This window comes from Legionella sp. PC997 (genome assembly GCF_014109825.1).
Taxonomy (GTDB): Bacteria; Pseudomonadota; Gammaproteobacteria; order Legionellales; family Legionellaceae; genus Legionella.
This window is the reverse complement of sequence record NZ_CP059576.1, coordinates 3,617,608-3,636,977: the sequence shown is the minus strand read 5'-3', so window position 1 is coordinate 3,636,977 and position 19,370 is coordinate 3,617,608. Positions and strand designations below refer to the sequence as shown.

Genomic DNA, 19,370 nt, shown 5'->3' with positions numbered 1-19,370 from the left:
GTAAGGTAGCAATGACGGTATCCATTGATGTTTCACTTATACGAAGATTGATTGATTCACAATTTCCACAATGGGCTAATTTACCCATTAAGCCTGTAGAATTTAGTGGTTGGGATAATAGAACCTTTCATCTAGGTAATGAAATGTCAGTTCGACTGCCCAGTGAGGCATTCTATGCGCTGCAAGTAGAAAAAGAGCAGCACTGGCTTCCTTATCTTGCTCCTCATTTAACATTGTCCATTCCATCACCTATAGCTAAAGGTGAGCCAGCTGAGGGTTATCTTTGGCCATGGTCCATTTATCGATGGATTGAAGGACAAACAGCTTCGATTGAATGCGTTAACGATCAGAGTTTATTTGCAACGGCTCTTGCAAAATTCTTGGTGGAATTGCAAGCAATTGATACGGCAGATGGACCACCGGCAGGCGAGCACAGCTTCTACCGTGGCGGCCCACTAATAACTTATGATGCTGAAGTTCAAAAGGCAATTAAAATTCTGGCGCAACAAACAGATACCCGAACCCTTTATTCAATCTGGTCTGAGGCCCTAGCTGAGAGCTGGCATAAAAATCCGGTTTGGGTTCATGGCGATATTGCTGTAGGTAATTTATTGATGCGAGAAGGCCGTCTTTATGCAGTAATTGATTTTGGACAATTGGCTGTTGGGGATCCTGCATGTGATTTGGTCATAGCTTGGACATTTTTAAAAAAGGCAAGCCGAGATGTGTTTCGTAAGGCACTGCAACTGGATAAAGCAACATGGGCTCGCGCTCGAGGATGGGCCTTGTGGAAAGCATTAATTGTCTGCGCGAAATTGCCGGGTACAAATCCATTGGATAGTGCAAAATCTTGGCGGGTAATTGAGGAGATAATTGCAGATTATAATAATGGCGACTAAGATATTATTGAGAATGAATTATTCAATCTATGAAGTAGGATTTTGGACTTAGACTATTTATGGATTAAATCATTAAAAGGGAAAGTCATGTTAACAATTAAACTATTAAGAAGAGTGATTTTTGCAGGTTGTTTGTTAGGTATTACTGTATTATTCAGTTCCTGCAATACAAGTCAGCCTGATCAACCCATCTCATCAAGTAATGAAAAAGGTTATGGCGGAGAAGGGGGCGGTGGCCATTAAGGTTTTTTTAAATAAATGGTTTAAACTCATCATCCTGCAGTCTATCTGCGGATGATGAGTGATTAAGGCAAAAAATTGTACGGAATTATTTACCCTACTGGATTACTTTCCTTAATGTTTCCAGACTAATATTAGCGCCACTTAGAACAACCACCACATTTTTTCCTTGATAATATTTGGCACATTTTAAAAATGAAGCCAGAGCAACGCCTGCGGCACCTTCAATTAATAAATGATGAGTATTGACGATTGTGAGGATTGCAGATTGAATTTCATTTTCAGAAACTAAAACAAAATCATCCACATAGTCGCGACATAGATCTAAAGTAATTGAATTTGGCTCAATGCCCCCGGCTGTGGCATCGGAAAGGGTTGGCAAGGTGTCCATGGAAATAATTTTTCCCGCCTTAACCGATTCGTACATAACTGGAGAATTTTCTGGCAAGCACCCTATAATTTTAGTTTTAGATGAAACTGCTTTCAGGTATCCAGCAACTCCGCCAATTAATCCCCCTCCGCCAACAGGTATAAAAACTACATCAATGGAATTGAGTTGACGCATAAGTTCTACGGCGATTGTGCCTTGACCTGCAATTACTTGCCTATTGTTATAGGGAGATACATACACCATGCCCTGTTGTTTTGCGTAGTTTATGGCGTGTATCTCAGTTTCTACGCAATCGTTGCCATAGAGTTTAAGAGAAGTATTATAAAAGTCTATATTTTCTTTTTTTACGGGGGATACATGTTCGGGAACAAAAATAATTCCTGGCAGATTAAGCCTATGTAATCCGTACGCGATTGCTGCTCCATGATTTCCTGTAGAGGCCGCGACAATACCATTTAGCTGTTCTTTTTTTAAAGACAATAAAGCATTAAATGCCCCCCGTATTTTGAATGAACCTGTATACTGTAAATTTTCACATTTTAAATGAAGATTTACCCCGGTTAATTGACTTAGTGGAACAGAGAAATCCAAGGGAGTCTCACGAATATACCCACGAATTCTATGTTCGGCGTTAAGTACTTCCGTTTTAATATTCAGCATGGGTTGTGTTCTTTCTCACTATAAATTTAAGTAATTATATATAGTGGTGCGTGAAACTTGAATTACATAAACAAGAAAATAAATTAGTTTAAAAAAATAATTTCTTAATTCTTCCTTAAGGTTTGATCTTTATACTTAATCATGAACTTATAGGGAGCCCGGATGCTATGCGTGTATTAATTATCGAAGACAACGTTTTTAATGCATTTTGCTTATCTAGACTCTTGGAGTCAGTTAGTGCTCCAATATCAATTGATGTCGTAAGTAATAGCCAAGATGCTTTGTCTTTTATAGATACTCATGCACCCGATCTGGTTATTATTGATGGTGAGTTAAATTTGATTGACGAATTCTCAACTCATGGCCCACAACTTGCAGCAGTAATATTACAAAAATATCCTCATCTTCCTCTTATCGCCTGGTCAGACTCTGAATTTATGCGTGGAGCTTTTGCTAAAGTTTTTATTCAATATAACCGGTTGGTTAATGAGTACAACACTTGGACTAAAACCGTAAATCAGACATGCATTGAAAAAACTTGGGCTTATTATTTTGATGAGTCAATCGGAAACAAACAACAAGCATTTTCACATGCACCCCATGCTAAAAGAGTGGCGGCGGCTGTAAACTAGATAGCATCTAGATTGTTCTGACTTACTTTTTGGTGTCGTCAGCAAAGGGTTCAAATTCACGCTATAATTTATATATATTGTTTACATAACAAATAGATAAATTTTAGGGAACCGCAAATTATGGATTATGAGCTAATGCATGGGTCTTCGGATCACCAACCACAGAGAATACAGAAAACAAAAAAAATTCATGAAAAAGAAAGTGATGAGGATCTGAATTCCTTAGGGCAAAAATTGGACAAAAATAAACATCACCAAAGCAAAAAGAATGCCCCAATAAAAGAGAGCATACTTGACTTGGAGGTACAACCTATTAAGACGGAAGAAGCATTTTATGCAAAAAGCATCTTGCAAAATATTTTAGAAAGCTCGATTGAGTATTCCATTGTCGCAACTGATTTGGATGGGAAAATAATTGTATGGAATGAAGGAGCTTTCCGCAATTACGGGTACCATGCGACCGAGATGGTAAACAAGAAAAATATTTTAGACCTCTTTAAATCTGAAGACATCAAATCAGGAATTGCTCAGAAGTTTATGCAAAAAACATTAGAAGAAGGAAAAGCCGATCAGGAATTTGAACGCCTTCGTAAAGATGGGTCGACTTTTATTGCCTCGGTAACCTTAACAGTACGACGTGATAATGAGGGCCACCCGATTGGTTATGTCATGATTTCCAAAGATATTACTGAAGCAAAGAAAATTGAAACTCAATTAATTAAAACGAACGAAGAATTAGAACAATTTGCTTATATTGCCTCGCATGATTTGAAGGCGCCGCTGCGTGCAATCGAACGTTTAGCGACTTGGATTGAAGAAGATAATATGGATAAATTAGATGATAAATCGAAAGAACATTTAGCATTATTACGGCAACGTACTTTGCGCCTGGCTAATTTAATTGATGGAATATTACAATACTCACGAGCTGGTCGGATCGATTTGAATCTTGAGCTGGTGAATACTGAAGAAATTTTGAAGGAAATTATTGAAAATCTTAATCAAGATGGGCGATTCGAAATACGTTATCCAAAACATCTGCCGATTTTCAAAACAGCAAGGATCCCATTAATACAGGTATTATCCAATTTACTCGGCAATAGCATAAAGCATCACCATCGAAAAAAAGGAAAGATAAATATTGAATTAGACACATTAGGGGCCTTTTATCTGTTTACGATTCATGATGATGGTCCCGGAATACCCTCTGAGTTTTTTGATAAGATTTTTGTCGTTTTTCAAACCCTTAAATCAAGAGATGAATTGGAGTCGACGGGTGTTGGTTTGAGTATAGTAAAGAAAATTGTTGAATCCCAGGGAGGACAAGTAATGGTCCGATCTCGGGTTGGACATGGAACTTCAATGTCCTTTACCTGGCCTAAGCAAATTAAAAAACAAGATTTACACTCTCATTAAATAATGAATTACAAATATTATTCCGCTTTTTTGCTTGGGAATTCAAGTAGATTCCAATAATGATGTAATGAGGAAATGACTTCCATAAAATCTGAAATTTGAAAAGGTTTTACAATATAGCCAGCTGCATTCAGGTTATAAGCATCTATTTTATCTTTTTCACTATTCGAAGTAGTGAGAATAAAAACCAAAACGGATTTTAATTTTTTATTAGTTCGTAGAGTTTTCATGAACTCAATCCCATTCATTTTAGGCATATTAATGTCTAAAAGAATAATTTTGGGGGTAGGTTTTAATTTTTTTTCTCCATTTATGCCTAATAATTTATTTAGAGCCTCTATTCCATTAGTGGCTACATGAAGTGGATTGTCGATCTTATTTTTTTTAAAAGTTCTTTGCATATCTTTAATATCAATTTCATCGTCATCCACAAGCATAAAATTAATGGATTTATCTAATTGATACATAATTTTTATTCCTTATAACTTGGTAATATAGATTATAGGCAATAAAGTTAAACTTTTCACATAATGATCTTTTATTGATACTATAATTAAAGTATGAATCAATATAATTAGGATAATTCACTTTAGAATCTATCTTAATACCCGTGATTTTGTGATATTTATAAAAACAGAAACGCGGCAGGAGAATGATTATGGAATCCCAAGGAAACACCGTTGATATTTTGTATATCGAGGATGATATTGTTGATGTCGAGGGTGTAAAACGTATTTTTAAAAAAGTTAAAGAGTCGTGCGCTATTGAAGTTGCTTCTAATGGTGAAGAGGCATTAAATAAATTATATGGGCGGGATGGAGAAGCAAAAATTCATCCAAAAGTTATTCTTCTGGATATTAATGTACCTAAAATGAATGGAATTGATCTGTTAAAAATAATCCGAAAAGATCCTTCCCTAGCTTTTACCGAAGTGTTTATTTTAACAAATGCTTATACAAAAGAGGATAAGCTTGCGATCAAAGACTTAAATGTAAGAGGACAAATTATTAAACCTCTTGAATACGGTGATGCATTAAATATTTATTGGGCAACGCATCATGTATAAATGAAGCGTTGCTGCTTCGTATCGTAACCTCACTGACATTGCATCACTCTAATGAGCTGCATCCCAATTAGGGCCTATACCAATAGAGACTACAAGGGGAATGGAAAGTTCTACTGTGTGCTCCATTAATTCTCGAATTATCTTTTTGCTTGATTCAATCTCTTGGGCTTGTACTTCAAAGACTAACTCGTCATGTACTTGCATAATCATCTTGGCCGGTGGATTTTTTTGCTCATTTTGCCAGTGGGCAATAGATATCATGGCTTTTTTTATGATGTCTGCCGCAGTACCTTGCATCGGCGCATTAATTGCAGTTCGCTCTGCTGCCTTTTGGCGAACCATGTTGCGTGCATTAATTTCAGGTAAATACAAACGTCGACCAAACAAAGTCTCCACATAACCTTGATGATGGGCTTGCTGCCTGGTGCGATTCATATATTCCAAAACTTTAGGGTAACGTTGGAAATAAGTATCAATGTAATATTGTGCATCCTGACGTTCAACACCAATCTGTTTTGCCAGACCAAAAGCTGACATCCCATAAATCAAACCAAAATTAACTGCTTTAGCCCGACGCCGTTGTTCGCTGCTCACCTCTTCTAGGGGTGTTTGGAAAATTTCACTGGCTGTTGCCGTATGAATATCCCAACCCCGAGCAAAGGCCTTTAAAAGATTCTCATCTTGTGATAAATGAGCCATAATTCGTAATTCAATTTGTGAGTAATCTGCTGCTAAAATGAGGCAGTTTTCAGGTGCAATAAATGCAGTACGAATTAGCCGGCCTTCTTCACTGCGAATAGGAATATTTTGTAAATTGGGTTCACTAGAAGAAAGTCGACCTGTGGCAGCGACCGCCTGATTGTACGAGGTATGAACTCGGTGCGTGTGCGGATTAATTTTTTTAGGTAGGGCATCAATATAAGTAGAAACAAGTTTTGTTAAACTACGGTACTCAAGAATTACTGCTGCAAGACGGTAGTCATACGCGAGCTCTTGCAATACAGACTCGGCTGTAGAAGGTTGGCCCGTGGGTGTTCTTGCGATCACTGGCAGCTTTTGTGAATCAAAGAGGATCTCTTGTAATTGTTTGGGCGAGTTCAGATTAAAGGGTCTACCTGCTAATTGTAATGCCTCTTGCTCTAAGGCATGGATGCGCTCTTTTAATCGATTCCCATGTTGTTCCAAAGTTATGGAATCAATAAGCACTCCAAGGCGCTCCATATCGCCAAGCACGGGAACCAAAGGCATTTCTATCTCATTGAAGACATTTTGTACCGATTCTGGGATCATAGAGAACAATTTATTGTGAAGTTGCAGGGTAATTACTGCCTCTTCTGCAGCATAAGCAGCGGCCTTAGCCACTGGAACTTGATCAAAACGCAATTGTTTGGCGCCTTTTCCTGCAACCTCTTCGTAGCTAATTGTTTTTTGTCCTAAGTATTTTAAGGCCATAGACTCAACATCATGACGGCCAGAGGCACTATTGAGCACATATGATTCTAACATAGTGTCATAATACACACCTTTAAGGTTAATCCCCTGGTTTTTCAATATTGCATAATCGTATTTAAGATTTTGGCCTATTTTTTTTATTTTAGAATTTTCTAAAATAGGTTTTAATGCAGTTAATACTTCCTCACGAATTAATTGAGTTGTCCCATCTAGATGGGTCAATGGAATATATACGCATTTCCCTTCTTTAAGTGCTAAAGAGATTCCAACGATTTCTGCAACCATGATTTCGATACTGCTAGTTTCTATAGCAATGCAAAATTCTTCGGATTCCTCCAGTTGATTAAGCAACTGATTTAACTGGAGATTTGTTGTAATCAATTCGTAAGAAGTGCTAGAGATACTTGATTTGTTCGAGGATATACTTTCCTCTTCCCCTAATAGCTCTTTCAGCCAGTTTTTGAACTCAAATTGACGGGTTAATTCAATAAGTTGTTCTTTCTTCATGGGTTTAGGCTTTAACTCCCCCCAACTTAGGGGTAAAGTAACATCGGTTTTTATAGTCACTAATTTCTTGGATAATGACAGATGGGGAATACCTTCTCGTAAATATTCTCCAATTTTGCCACTAATTTCCGTCGCATGTTGGATGAGATTATCCAGAGATTGATATTCTGTAAGCCATTTGACAGCGGTTTTTGGTCCACATTTGGTTATTCCTGGAATGTTATCGACGCTATCGCCAATTAAGGTGAGATAATCAATCATTTGCTCTGGTATTATCCCAAATTTTTCTCGGACGCCTTCAATTCCCATGATGGTATTACTCATGGTGTTGACTAATGTAATGTGTTCATTAACAAGTTGCGCCATATCTTTATCGCTTGTCGATATGACCACAGAAATTCCTTGTTCCGTCGCCTGTCGTGCCAAAGTCCCGATTACATCATCGGCCTCAACTCCCTCGATAATCAATATGGGAAGTCCCATCGCTTCCAGTATCTGGATCAATGGCTCAAATTGAGAGTTTAGCTCTTGGGGCATGGAGGGTCTATGGGCTTTATATTCGGGATACCAATCATCTCGGAATGTTTTCCCCTTGGCATCAAAAACTACAGCCAACTCTTCTGGTCGGTAGTCTTTAATGAGCTTTTTAATCATATTAGCTACCCCATAGATGGCACCTGTGGGCTGGCCTTTGGAATTAGTTAAAGGCGGCAATGCATGAAAGGCACGAAAAAAATAGGATGAACCATCAATGAGAATCAAGGGGGATGTCATAGTTACTCTGCCTCTGCTTTGGCTAATTGTTTCTTTAATGATTCAACTTGTTCGGAGAGTGCTTTAATGTTTTTGCGTATTAAAGGGATGCGATTGACGCCTAACTCATGTTGAATAGCAATATCCTTAGGACGAGCTGGATTGCCTAAATAAACATTTCCTTCTTTTAAATGTTTGTTGGGTGGTACTCCGGTGCGAGCGCCTAATACAACCCCATCATCAATGCGTACATGATCGCTAACCCCAACATTCGCCGCAAAAATGACGTTGTTTCCGGAAGTCGTACTTCCTGCTATGCCTGTGAAACCACATAATATGTTATGTTTACCCAATTTAACTGAATGGGCTACTTGGACCAGGTTATCAATTTTAGTTCCTTCTCCAATAACAGTCGCTCCCATTGTGGCACGATCTATGGCGGTATTCGCACCTATCTCTACATCATCCCCAATGATGACTCGGCCAATATGAGGGACTTTCAGGTGCTTGCCATCAACAAAGGTATAACCAAAACCATCAGAGCCAATAACCGTAGAGGCATGAATAGTTACTCGGGAACCAATTTGGCAGGTGTCATAAATAGTGACATGAGAATGGATGGTAGTATGGGCACCCAGAGTCACTTCACGACCAATATGAATATGACTTTTTAAAATACAATGATCTCCAATAACACAACCGGGTTCAATTACCACATAGGGGCCTATAAATACCTCCTCTCCTAATTGTACACCCTCGCCAATTACTGCAGTGGAGTGGATTCCAGGTCTTGTTTTTTGTGGTGGATTGAAATGATGCATCAAAGTGATAAAAGCTTTGAAAGGATGTTTTACTTGTATTATTGGTTTTTGAGAAGCAGTGATGTGAGTGTTGACTAATATAGCAGCTGCTTGTGATGCCTCTGCCAATTTCACATTTTCATTACTGTCAGCAAATACTAAGCTTCCAGGTACAATCTCATCAATAGGAGACAATGAAGAGATTTTTATTGAGTCATCACCTATGACTACCCCTTGGATCTTATTTGCTATATCACGTAGTGAATAACTCATTTGTTAGCCTTTTTTTATAAAATATCTGATTATATACCCAAGAAACGCCCATTGCTATGTTTTAAACGACTCCTTTGCTTGGTACAGAATCATTTATAGAGCGAGCCCTTATTAAGATCTTTTCATTTTTGTTAATTTGGAAAAGAATGGGGAACAGGTATTTGGTTGCATTTCGCCGCGACAGTGATTATGGAACGTTTTCGGATTCTCAGTAAAGCAGAGCACGCGCAGTTAAAATGTAGTGATATGAAGTATAGAAAAATAGGTCCAAATACTGTATAAAATTAGCCTGAATGCTTAGGATTTCGTGATTAAAAATCAAAAGGATATGTATGTTGAAAAAAATAATAGCCTCAGGGTTTTGTGCGCTGTTTACCGTAAATGTATATGCTATGGTAGATCCTTATGCTCCAGTGTTACCCCAGGTTTGGTCATCCATTATTATCGTCAGCGGAGGACCTGCATGGTCTAATCCAGGTAAAGATCAATATCTTTATCCTTTTCCCCCTCCCCAGAACAACTTATATCTTGCTGACTCGAGATCCGACTGGTTAGGATCGGGTGAATTATTTTTTGGGCTACAGCATTTTATTGGTGCAAGCAATGTGATTGCCCAATTCGGACTCGGCGTGGCTGCAGCGAGTGATGCGGGTCTTTCGGGAACAGTTTCTGTTGATGGGGTTCCGGATGTTTATACCTATAGCTATAAGGTAAGTCATGTACGTGCAGAGTTTAAAGGAAAACTCATTGCTTGCGGTTTTCAATCTCTTCAGCCTTATTTAAGTGGTAGTTTTGGTGTGGGTTGGAACCATGCTCATGATTGGCTTCCTACTACAATAGATCCTGTTTTGTATCCTACCTATTGGTTTGATACCGCCAGTACCGTTGCTTTTTCCTACACCCTTGGGTTAGGCGTGCAAAAAATGTTAACTCCAAACTGGCAAGTCGGTGTAGGGGTTGAATTTGCAGATTGGGGTAAAAATTATTTAGGTGATGATGGAGCGACCTTAGATCAAGGTCCCGGTATGCCTCATTTATATACTACGGAATTATTGTTTAGTGTAGGTTATATGTTTTAAGTTAGGAAATCTTGAGTGCTGATAGTTTAACGAAACTAGGATATATATGTAGCCTGGGTTGAACAGGCTACGACAATCTCATTTATTTGATATATCTGCGGAGAATTAACGCCACGTTGGCACCTCCAAAAGCAAAATGATTGGATAGTACGATATCAATTGTTTTTTTCCTGGATTCATTAGGTACATAATCCAAATCACAAGCAGGATCTGGTGTTTCTAAGTTAATTGTAGGTAATAATAGATCATGTTGTAGACTCAATGATGTGGAAATGACTTCCATTACCCCAGAGGCTCCTATGGCATGCCCAATCATCGATTTTTGTGCGGTAATTGGGATTTCATAGGCTCTTTCACCAAATATTGATTTAATCGTTTGCGTTTCAATTTTGTCATTTAATTGGGTTCCAGTTCCATGGGCTTTGAGATATTGAATATCTCGCGGTGATAATTTAGCATCATCTAGTGCCCCTTGAATCGCACGTTGCTGGCCTTCTGAAGAAGGTGCGGTAATATGAAATGCATCACAGCTGGAACCAAAACCAATAATTTCCGCAAAAATCGTGGCTCCTCGTGCTCTGGCGTGATTTAATTCTTCAAGAATTAAAATCCCAGCTCCTTCTGCCATTACCATCCCCTCACGATTCAGATCAAAGGGTCGGCAGGATTTTGTTGGTGTCTCATTATTGGTAGACATGACTTTTAATTTGCACCAAGCAGACATCATTGATTCCCAAAGAGGAGCTTCGGTACCGCCACAGACTGCCGTGGAAAGTCTGCCATGAGCAATTTGCTGGTAAGCAGTTCCTATAGCATCCGCTGAGGAAACGCATGCATTCGAAATCGTGGAATTGGGTCCACCGAGACCAAATCCAATGGCAATAAAATTAGCAATGGAGTTAGACATTCCTCGAATCACCGTCAAAGCTTGCATTTTCTTCCAATTATCATTGAAAAAATATTTATAACTGCTCTCTGATTCCGGATATCCCCCCATCCCAGTACCGATAAAAGTCCCTGTCTTGCTGAGTTCCTGGGGAGTAAGTCCAGATTGTTCTATGGCATTATGGGTGCAATAGAGGGCAAATTGAGCGACGCGTGGATACCGCTTATTTTTATTAAGTTCAGGAAGATGATTCAGTGAAAAATCCGTAATTTCTCCTGCTATTTGTGTTGGATACAAGGAAGGATCATAGCTCTGGATGCGTTTTATTCCACATTGCCCTTGTTTTGCCGCTTCCCAGAATTTGCTTACACCTGTTCCTATGGAAGAAGTTATTTCCATGCCGGTTATAACAACCCTTTTTTTCATCAATGATCCCTTTTATTTTTAATATGTGAAACGTTTCATGTAAGCTGAACGAACAATTTTGCGATAAAATTGTTGCTACGGCTTTTTTAGGACAATACTAAAGGCGGGGTTTAAATTCTGTCAAGCTCTATATGAGGAGGTGTTATAGATTAAAATTAAAGTAGGATTACTCGCATTGTCATTTCCGCAAAGGGGTGAATCCCATTCCTTAGTAGTATTGTACAATTTTCTTTGAACTTAATGATTGATCAGGACATTGAATATAATCTGTTTTCTTAGATAGGAACCTGTTTTGTAAGCTAAGTTATCCAAGTTTTTGTTTTGGTTTAATTCGTTTTTGCAAATCGTAGAGGTTAATTTCCCAGTAATCACATGAGTTTTGAGTTAGGAAACCGAGACGGGTATATAGATTAAGCGCTTTTTGATTGTGCGTTTCGACATCCAGATTGAGATCAGGTTTTCCTTCACTTAGAGCATAATTGATGCAGTGAGAAATCAAGGCTGTCCCTAATCCTTTCCCTTGTCGAATGGGTAAAACGGCGATATCAGAAAGGGTTGCGCCATGGTTTTCCCAGCGTATGTGTGCTTTTCCTACAAGATGATTGTCTTCAAAGGCCAAAATTATTTGATAAGTTCTGTCTCCTAGGATGTGTTCAAAACGAGGAACTAACTCTGCCTGGGTTTTGAAGAAACACGCTTCATCTAAGACGCAAAGCAATGGAATATCTTTCTCTGTAGCAGTGCGGTATGTTAGATTTTTTTTGTAATCCAGCAATGGATTTAAATCATGCCGCTCCATATAGTATTCACTATGCAAATATGAAAAACCAAGCTCAGATAACCACGAACTATTGATATGTGCAGGACTAGAAAAAATCAATTTTTGAAAACCTTGTTCTTGCACTAGCGGTAATATATTGTGAAGCAATTTTTTGGCAATGCCTTTCCGACGATACTTCGGGTGAACCATTAGAGAAACTTCAACTGCATCTTCGTAAAAGAAAAAAACACTTAGAAAGCCAATCAATTTTTTTCTGTCATACTTCAGGACGAGTGTAGGCAAATTTCTTTTTTGCATGAGCAAATGAGTGTACAAATTAGGCACACTCCCGTCATTTTTTTTGCAAACGGTTTTTAAGTATTCTAGATCTTTGAGCTGATCTTTATTAAGTTGATTTGTTTTACTAAGCATAATTAATAATAAATTATTATTCGTTTTTGTTAAGAATAGCTTGTTTTGGGTTAATTTGCTCTAATTAAAGGCTAATTTATTAAAAATGTAGGTTTAAAACGGCAACGATAATTTCCAAAATAATTAAAACGATAATAATAATCTCCAAATTATGGCCATGTCGATTGTCGAGATAACCATTAAACATATCAAAAATTTCATTGAGTGTATCGAGTCGATGATTAATTGCATTGACACGTCTTTGAATGTGTAGGTAACGTTCCAACATAGTGAAGTGTTCTTCTAAAGTTGGATGTTGCCAGAAGTATTTGGGATGATAAAGGAAATTACTAATTAGATTCATTTCACTTTTAGCACCCAGGATCTCCCCAATTATTTGTTGTATTTGAGTACGGCTAATTTCCATTTCACCAGTATGCGAAAGGCTTTGTATCATAGGGTTGTATTTTTCAATTAGCGCATCAATAATTGTTTCAAAATATTGTAATTTTACTGATTGAGAAAACCCATAAGAGAGACTGAGTTTGAGCTCATCGCTTTCATCCTCTATAGTCAAGCAATCCACATCAAAAAAATCATGTGGCTCTATCGTAGTTTTATCACGGAATTGATAATGAAATTCATCATGTACCAAAAGAGTGACCGGTTTATCAACCAATAGCTTAATGGTACTTAGATAATCATTAATTTGATAACGTTTGATTCCCCAGGAAACCACCGTGCCATTTTTAAAAATGAATATAGTGTGGTCTTTATTGTGATTTGCACTTAACTTTAGGACATCTCGAGTTTTCAATGAGGTAAAGTCAGTCGAAGCATTTTTAAAATGATTGTCAACACGTGATAAATCAATTGATTTGGCAATACAAAAACTTAAGCATTCCATGATGGTAATAACCCGCGAATAAAAGCTATATTCAATGATGAAAATAGATACATATGCTGTATCCAATAATCGACTCTAAGATCAGATACAGCATTTTACAAATATATAATAATTATCTCAACTTTAACTATTATACATCATTCTGTAGTTTCACGAGCGTGATAAGTTTTTTTTCGGTCGGTTGCCCCACATAACCATTTGGGACAAACTTCTAAAATCTCAGCGATTCGGTTAAGTTGTTCGGTTGCTGGAAGTATGTGACCAAAGATTAAAGAGTTTGCTAAATGACGTGAAATTCCAAATACCTTAGCTACGGCTTTGACTTTTTCAGTTAATTCCTCTGGAAAGTCCAATGAAGCCAACTCGCGATTGAAGCGTTGCGAAAATACTTTACTGTTCATTTTCTCACTCCATGAAAAAATAATATTCAGCATCATGCTGACCCATCCTAGATACCTGTCAATCCTTGATTCAGGTAAGAGAGAGTTATAACCCATTTTTTTTTAATAGCAAAGCCTTTTTTGGCGTGAAATCAAATAGTTATTATTTACTTGTCATAATGGTAATGAGTTGACCACTGTTGCAGTCCAATAATTCATTAAAATCGGTGCGGTATCAATGAAGCGATAAAAATTCAAGCAGCGTAATTTGTGGTATAATATTTATACGATATGAATAAAAACTACGCCGTGGAAGAACTTAAAATACATATCAGAACAAATATTTTTGAGTGAGATATGAATGGGTAATAGCTATAAAAACATATATACAACATTAAGTTCTAAAGTTCAAAACCTTAATCATGAGAAAAATGTTTCTAATCCGGAAGCGCTTAAATTAAGCTATCTAGATGAAGCTTTTGCTGTCTATTGCGAAAAAAAATACAAAAATAGCCATGAAAAGTTCCCCAAAAAACCTAAAAGCCTAAAGGCGTATCAAATATTTACTAAGAACAATCCTGATTTTATTAATTACAATAGGGCTGCCCTTCTTTTATACCAAGAAAGATTAGATGCCCTAGTTGTCGAATCCAGAAAGGATGCCGCTTTAGTAGAAGCATGTAAGCTGGCATTAACCAGTTTAATTTCAAAAAAAATTATAAAAATTAATCCAGAAGAAATAAATAAAATAATTTCATCCTTAGTAGAAAAAGCAAAAGAAACTCCTCAAGGAAACTATTCCAATACTACAGATTGGCATACTTGCTTAGCCCCTTTTGTTATTGCTAAAGGAAAGTCAAAAGAAGCTAAGGCGAACGAAGAAATAAATAAAACAATGCACAAGGCTTTTAGCGCATTAGAGCCCTATGCTAGCTATAGTACAGAAAGCATAGAATATGATTTTGCCAAAGTAATAGAATATGCGTGTAAGCGATATGAAGATTTAAATCCTAAACCTAATGAGAACAGGGCACGCGATCTTCAAGCAATCAGAGTTATATTAGCTAAATATCAAGAGAATCAAGTAATACCACCACATCATATTGATGATGCGGTTAAAGAGATTGCCAGCCATTTCTTATCATCAAGTTTTAAGAGAGGTTTTTCAAGCCGATTTGAGAATTATATAGAGCAGGCTATTATCGATTTCGCTGCAAAGCATCCCGAAAAATTTAAGGAATATAACCCTGAGAAAGATAAAAGAACGTTACAAATAAAAACGTGGTCTGATTCTACGAAAAATGAACCTAGCAAGAAATTGGTTTTAGCTGTCCATGGATTACAAGACAGCGTAAATACTTTTAATGTGGTTGCTAACCAATATGTCAGAAAAGGGTACACAGTCAAAAGTTATGACCAGTCGGGGGCTGCTTTTGACGAAGCTCGTGGGAAAGAGGATTTAAATATAAAACAAATGCAATTAGATTTTTATAGTATGTTAGAAAAGGCCTATTTAGATCCCAATGTGGATGAAATAATCTTATTAGGCCACAGCTTAGGAGGTGCTGTTATTGCTAATGCATTAAAAATGATCCATGAACTTAATGATAATCCACCTGCAAATATGCCTAAAGATAAGATAAAGAAAATTCAGTTAATAGCCCCAGCAGCTATGAAAAATCCACTGTTGCAAATTATCGGTAATCTACCAACGATTAGATCGAATCCGAGCGATAAAGATGAACATGCTCATCTTATAGGGCAAAGAGGGATAAGGCGAGAAGGTGGTGCTTCTGCGCTTTCGTCGTTTTCTGATTTTATCTCTTTTGTAGCGAGCGCTTTTAAAAATTTAACACGATATTTAACGGAAGAGCATGTCCAAAAACCAATTCCCATAGAAATCCATTACTCCGAGACAGATGGGTTGGTAAACAAATTTAATTTTGAAGAAATTGAACGAAAATCGCCTCATCCCACGCATAAAATTTTAAAAAACCCCACCGGAAAACATCATCTTCATGCGGCACCCGATTCCACTATAGTTGAGGGTCTTGAAAGTGAGGACGATCTGAAAACAGGCCTCTAATAATTTTATGAGATACCAAAAATAAGTAATTGCTCTTCATCCTCAAAATTATCTTTAACTTTAATAAAGGGGATTCTAAAATCGGATAGGGTATTTTGGGGAGTTAATGAAGCCTCTTGGAAAAAGCTATTTGTTTTTTTGCATTCGGCAGCAAGAGAAAATCCCAATACATCAAAAATACTAAAAATTAGGGAAAGGAAACTGTAAAAAGCAAATTTAACTCGAACATCACTAGTAATGGCGGCTCGATGCTCCGCACAAATAAAATTGAGTCGTTCTTCAAGGGCCGAATGCTCGTGTAATTGCTTCTCCGGTGTTAATTTAAAATACTGCTTAACTAATGTGGTTAGTTGAGTTAGTGCAGCTTCTAATTCTTCAACATAAGGATTGTTAGCAACTTTTAATTGTTGGATTGTTTTCTTGATTGTTGCTAATTTTTTCCGAGCGAGTTGTTCCGGATCAATTACACGCTCTCTCAAATACCAGTTATAAGTGATGGTGAGGACATGAAATGCATATGCTTTATGCTTCTGATCCAACATCCCTAATTCACGAGAAAACGAATCCAATACTTCTGCAAGGAAAGGATGTACTTTGATTCCCCGAACTGCCACTTTGACCATTTCATCGATAGATGTCATATATTTATCGGGTTCCATGCTATTATTCAATTTCGCAGCATAATCATATATAGCGAAAGCCGATTCGGTTAAATTTTTTTTATTCTTCTCATCATATGGATTTTTCAAATAATGTATTAATGCAGTTCTGAAATTTTGGATTAATTTTTTAGACATTCATTAACACGCATCTAGATTTAATTTAGGCATTGTAACAAAATAATTTTTATTCGGTTAATAAAAAAGACAAAGAGAGCAAAAATTATCTTCTTCCCGAGAGAGACTTTGCATTTAATGTATTGATAGCTCATCAATTCCAGCCTCATTTCCATAGACTGTTTTCGAGCAAAATGCGAATTAATTTATAAATTTTTACACTATTCGTATGAAATGGGGTATAATGACGGACTGAAATTAATCAGAGTTGGTGTTTTATTTTTAGACAATAACTCTTGTTTTCCTGTTCTTTGTATTGGTTTAAGGGAGAATAAAATCATTACAGAGAATATTTATTTCAAAATTAGGAGTTAAAACAGAATGATGAAAGTAGCCTCGGTATTATTGGGTTTGGTTTTAACTGGTTATGCTTTTGCAGACAATCCTAAAGAAATAGCAACTCATAAAGTAACTCTCGCGGGTTTGCAACCTGGAGAAGGCCGTTTTATTCGTAGTGATGTATTCGAAAATAACACTTTTCAATCCGGTTCTTATTTTTGTGCTGGCGCTGATAGCGTTTTGTACGATATGCAGTACGTATTTTCAAAAAGTCATGAACCATTTCATGCAGAGCATTTAATTAAATTTTCAATATGCCAAGACGAAACTATGGCCGAATGCCAAGAGTTTGCTACAGATAAGTATCTTACTTTTAGAAATCTAGATGGTTATTTGCAAAATAATATCACCAAATCAACTGTGGATGTTTCTCCCTTAAAAGTTGTTTATCAGTCTTGCGAACCTAGTCCGGACATGGATGAATTGGTTAAAAAGTCAATTTATGAAAATGATCGCCGTTTTTCCCATGTAGGATAATGATCCTTTTTTTGTTTGCAGTGTAACTCGAGAATTGAATGGATTACGATTCTCGGGTTTGCACCCATCAGGCTTTTGTTTGGCGTCAATTGAAATCAATCTATTTTGTTAAAATTTTGCAAAACTCATCTATTTTTTGTCTTAAATGATGTGGCGGTGATTAAATAATCCCCCTTTTAAGTAAGTATCCATATTAATTTGGAGGTACAGTGAATGAAAAAAATGAATGTATTAGGAGGTTGTTTATTACTAATGCTTGCATGGAATGCGCACTCCTACCAGACTCGGGAAAGTAAAATTTACACTGATAAAGGTCAGCTGGTTCATATTGACGGACTCTCATGGTCTGGATTCCAAGACACCAATGTGGTTCAAGGCTTACAGAGCAATCCTTTTTATGCAATTCCCTCATTAAGTTCTAGCCCAAGAGCTTATGGAATGATGAATTTAATTAGCAAGCCATGGGAGTTCCCGAGTTCAGGCGTAGATAAAAACTCAGGGGTTAGTTTTAAAACCTTAAGATTACCGATACAACCAGAAGTTCTGTATGATGATCAACATGAGGTTGATTTGAATAAGTGGCTCTCAGATAAAGCGGTTCCCAGCGCGGGTAATGGCTTATTTTGTAAAACATGGCAAAGTTATGGAAGTGCTTGTGAAAAAGCAGTAAGTCCAAAACAAGCGTTCTGGACGGTTTTACAGGAGTTAAAAAAGAAAAACATCCGAGTAATGATTGACATCCATCACCGTCATGGTTATGGCGATTCAATGCGAGATGGTACTGTATATGATATGAAACGTTACGAACAAGATATTTCTCTTTTAGCCACAGAAATTAAAAAGCGTAACTTAGACAATGTGTTAGGCATTGATATTTTTAATGAACCTTATCGTTTAAATTGGTTTAAAATGCATGACTCTCAAGTACCCTGGACCAAAGTCATAGCAACAGCTGCGAATGCAATTCAGAAAAACAATCCTAGTCTGTTGCTCTTTGTAGAAGGGCCTGATTCAGGAAATGATGATTCAAACAATCCTGTAATTTGTGTCCCCAAATCGAAGATCGTAAATGATAATGGATACAGTCACTCACCTGATCCCGCTTTATGTGGCACTTTAGAGCGGATGTTTTTTAAAGGGAATTGGGGGGAAGATTTCAAGCCGTTACTCAATGAAAAACAAGCTAAAACTGGAGTTCCCGTATTTGATAAGGATAAATTTAAAAAAGAATTAGTGAGTCAAGGAATAAACCAGACTGCATTGCAGTGGTTGTTGGGCGATTCACAAGCGCAAAACAGCCATATCGTTTTCTCACCCCATGTATATCCTGCTGAGGTAGCTGGCTGGGAAACTGCCCCAGGAACTCCAAGTCAATTACGATTCGACTGGTCGTGGGGATTTTTATATAAGGCAGGTTATCCAGTTGTTCTGGGTGAGGCATCCTGGAAAACTGCAAAGGGCAAGGCATTTTTTACAAATGCACTCATGCCTTATTTGCAAGCGAATATGGAAACCAACAATATATTCTTCTGGGCGATCGGATATCTTGGGGATACAGTAAGTGCAATTGATCCTAATTCTGGTGAGCTCAATTTGGACGTACAGCAAACATTAAAAAATTACTTTGATGATGTTTAAAATGTAACCTCACTGAAGTGTGAGCGTAACCCGGGTTTCATCCCAAAATGTTCCCA

Annotated in this window: 18 protein-coding genes; 9 read left to right on the top strand and 9 right to left on the bottom strand. The window is 37.3% G+C overall.

The window, feature by feature from the left end; translation table 11 throughout:
- Positions 1 to 11: 11 nt before the first annotated feature.
- Both HBNCFIEN_RS15890 and HBNCFIEN_RS15885 read left to right on the top strand, forming a co-directional pair.
- Positions 12 to 899 (top strand): aminoglycoside phosphotransferase family protein, encoded by an 888-nt coding sequence (locus HBNCFIEN_RS15890; protein WP_182392026.1) that lies wholly within the window; start codon positions 12 to 14, stop codon positions 897 to 899.
- Positions 900 to 986: 87 nt separating this feature from the next.
- The gene (locus HBNCFIEN_RS15885; protein WP_182392025.1) at positions 987 to 1,142 is read left to right on the top strand and encodes a hypothetical protein; all 156 of its coding nucleotides are present in this window, start codon (positions 987 to 989) and stop codon (positions 1,140 to 1,142) included.
- 94 nt (positions 1,143 to 1,236) lie between these two features.
- Here HBNCFIEN_RS15885 and HBNCFIEN_RS15880 read toward each other — a convergent pair whose 3' ends face one another.
- Positions 1,237 to 2,190: a threonine/serine dehydratase gene (locus tag HBNCFIEN_RS15880; protein ID WP_182392024.1), complete on the bottom strand. Its 954-nt coding sequence runs from the start codon at positions 2,188 to 2,190 to the stop codon at positions 1,237 to 1,239.
- 167 nt (positions 2,191 to 2,357) lie between these two features.
- Here HBNCFIEN_RS15880 and HBNCFIEN_RS15875 point away from each other — a divergent pair, with 167 nt between their 5' ends.
- Together HBNCFIEN_RS15875 and HBNCFIEN_RS15870 are read left to right on the top strand one after the other, a co-directional pair.
- Positions 2,358 to 2,822 carry a response regulator gene (locus tag HBNCFIEN_RS15875; RefSeq protein ID WP_182392023.1) on the top strand — a complete coding sequence of 155 codons (465 nt, stop codon included), beginning with the start codon at positions 2,358 to 2,360 and terminating at the stop codon, positions 2,820 to 2,822.
- A gap of 117 nt (positions 2,823 to 2,939) precedes the next feature.
- Positions 2,940 to 4,238, top strand: coding sequence for an ATP-binding protein (locus tag HBNCFIEN_RS15870; RefSeq protein ID WP_370530128.1), 1,299 nt, complete (start codon positions 2,940 to 2,942; stop codon positions 4,236 to 4,238).
- Between the two features lie 17 nt (positions 4,239 to 4,255).
- Here HBNCFIEN_RS15870 and HBNCFIEN_RS15865 read toward each other — a convergent pair whose 3' ends face one another.
- Positions 4,256 to 4,705, bottom strand: a complete 450-nt coding sequence (locus tag HBNCFIEN_RS15865; protein ID WP_182392022.1) for a response regulator — start codon at positions 4,703 to 4,705, stop codon at positions 4,256 to 4,258.
- A gap of 191 nt (positions 4,706 to 4,896) precedes the next feature.
- Here HBNCFIEN_RS15865 and HBNCFIEN_RS15860 point away from each other — a divergent pair, with 191 nt between their 5' ends.
- Positions 4,897 to 5,304 (top strand): response regulator, encoded by a 408-nt coding sequence (locus tag HBNCFIEN_RS15860; RefSeq protein ID WP_182392021.1) that lies wholly within the window; start codon positions 4,897 to 4,899, stop codon positions 5,302 to 5,304.
- A gap of 48 nt (positions 5,305 to 5,352) precedes the next feature.
- Here HBNCFIEN_RS15860 and polA read toward each other — a convergent pair whose 3' ends face one another.
- Both polA and lpxD read right to left on the bottom strand, forming a co-directional pair.
- Positions 5,353 to 8,037 carry a DNA polymerase I gene (gene polA / locus HBNCFIEN_RS15855; protein ID WP_182392020.1) on the bottom strand — a complete coding sequence of 895 codons (2,685 nt, stop codon included), beginning with the start codon at positions 8,035 to 8,037 and terminating at the stop codon, positions 5,353 to 5,355.
- Positions 8,038 to 8,039: 2 nt separating this feature from the next.
- Entirely contained in the window at positions 8,040 to 9,089 is a 1,050-nt protein-coding gene (gene lpxD, locus HBNCFIEN_RS15850; RefSeq protein WP_182392019.1) for a UDP-3-O-(3-hydroxymyristoyl)glucosamine N-acyltransferase, read from the bottom strand.
- 332 nt (positions 9,090 to 9,421) lie between these two features.
- Here lpxD and HBNCFIEN_RS15845 point away from each other — a divergent pair, with 332 nt between their 5' ends.
- Complete coding sequence (locus HBNCFIEN_RS15845) at positions 9,422 to 10,168, top strand: outer membrane protein (protein WP_182392018.1); 747 nt, start codon at positions 9,422 to 9,424, stop codon at positions 10,166 to 10,168.
- A gap of 82 nt (positions 10,169 to 10,250) precedes the next feature.
- On the opposite strand, the gene HBNCFIEN_RS15840 is transcribed toward HBNCFIEN_RS15845, so the two are convergent.
- The 4 genes from HBNCFIEN_RS15840 to HBNCFIEN_RS15825 all read right to left on the bottom strand — a co-directional run bounded on the left by HBNCFIEN_RS15840 (position 10,251) and on the right by HBNCFIEN_RS15825 (position 13,959).
- Entirely contained in the window at positions 10,251 to 11,480 is a 1,230-nt protein-coding gene (locus HBNCFIEN_RS15840) for a beta-ketoacyl synthase (protein WP_182392017.1), read from the bottom strand.
- 304 nt (positions 11,481 to 11,784) lie between these two features.
- Positions 11,785 to 12,672 carry a GNAT family N-acetyltransferase gene (locus HBNCFIEN_RS15835; protein WP_182392016.1) on the bottom strand — a complete coding sequence of 296 codons (888 nt, stop codon included), beginning with the start codon at positions 12,670 to 12,672 and terminating at the stop codon, positions 11,785 to 11,787.
- Positions 12,673 to 12,751: 79 nt separating this feature from the next.
- Positions 12,752 to 13,558 carry an RMD1 family protein gene (locus HBNCFIEN_RS15830; RefSeq protein WP_182392015.1) on the bottom strand — a complete coding sequence of 269 codons (807 nt, stop codon included), beginning with the start codon at positions 13,556 to 13,558 and terminating at the stop codon, positions 12,752 to 12,754.
- A gap of 137 nt (positions 13,559 to 13,695) precedes the next feature.
- The gene (locus HBNCFIEN_RS15825; RefSeq protein ID WP_182392014.1) at positions 13,696 to 13,959 is read right to left on the bottom strand and encodes a hypothetical protein; all 264 of its coding nucleotides are present in this window, start codon (positions 13,957 to 13,959) and stop codon (positions 13,696 to 13,698) included.
- A 340-nt stretch (positions 13,960 to 14,299) separates the two neighbouring features.
- On the opposite strand from HBNCFIEN_RS15825, the gene HBNCFIEN_RS15820 reads away from it, so the two are divergent.
- Positions 14,300 to 16,024, top strand: a complete 1,725-nt coding sequence (locus tag HBNCFIEN_RS15820) for an alpha/beta fold hydrolase (RefSeq protein ID WP_182392013.1) — start codon at positions 14,300 to 14,302, stop codon at positions 16,022 to 16,024.
- A gap of 5 nt (positions 16,025 to 16,029) precedes the next feature.
- Here HBNCFIEN_RS15820 and HBNCFIEN_RS15815 read toward each other — a convergent pair whose 3' ends face one another.
- Positions 16,030 to 16,821, bottom strand: coding sequence for a hypothetical protein (locus HBNCFIEN_RS15815; protein ID WP_182392012.1), 792 nt, complete (start codon positions 16,819 to 16,821; stop codon positions 16,030 to 16,032).
- Positions 16,822 to 17,181: 360 nt separating this feature from the next.
- Between HBNCFIEN_RS15815 and HBNCFIEN_RS15810 the strand changes: the two genes are divergently transcribed.
- On the top strand, positions 17,182 to 17,676 hold the full coding sequence (locus tag HBNCFIEN_RS15810; protein WP_182392011.1) for a hypothetical protein: 495 nt from the start codon (positions 17,182 to 17,184) through the stop codon (positions 17,674 to 17,676).
- A gap of 213 nt (positions 17,677 to 17,889) precedes the next feature.
- Positions 17,890 to 19,314 carry a cellulase family glycosylhydrolase gene (locus HBNCFIEN_RS15805; RefSeq protein ID WP_182392010.1) on the top strand — a complete coding sequence of 475 codons (1,425 nt, stop codon included), beginning with the start codon at positions 17,890 to 17,892 and terminating at the stop codon, positions 19,312 to 19,314.
- Positions 19,315 to 19,370 lie beyond the last annotated feature (56 nt).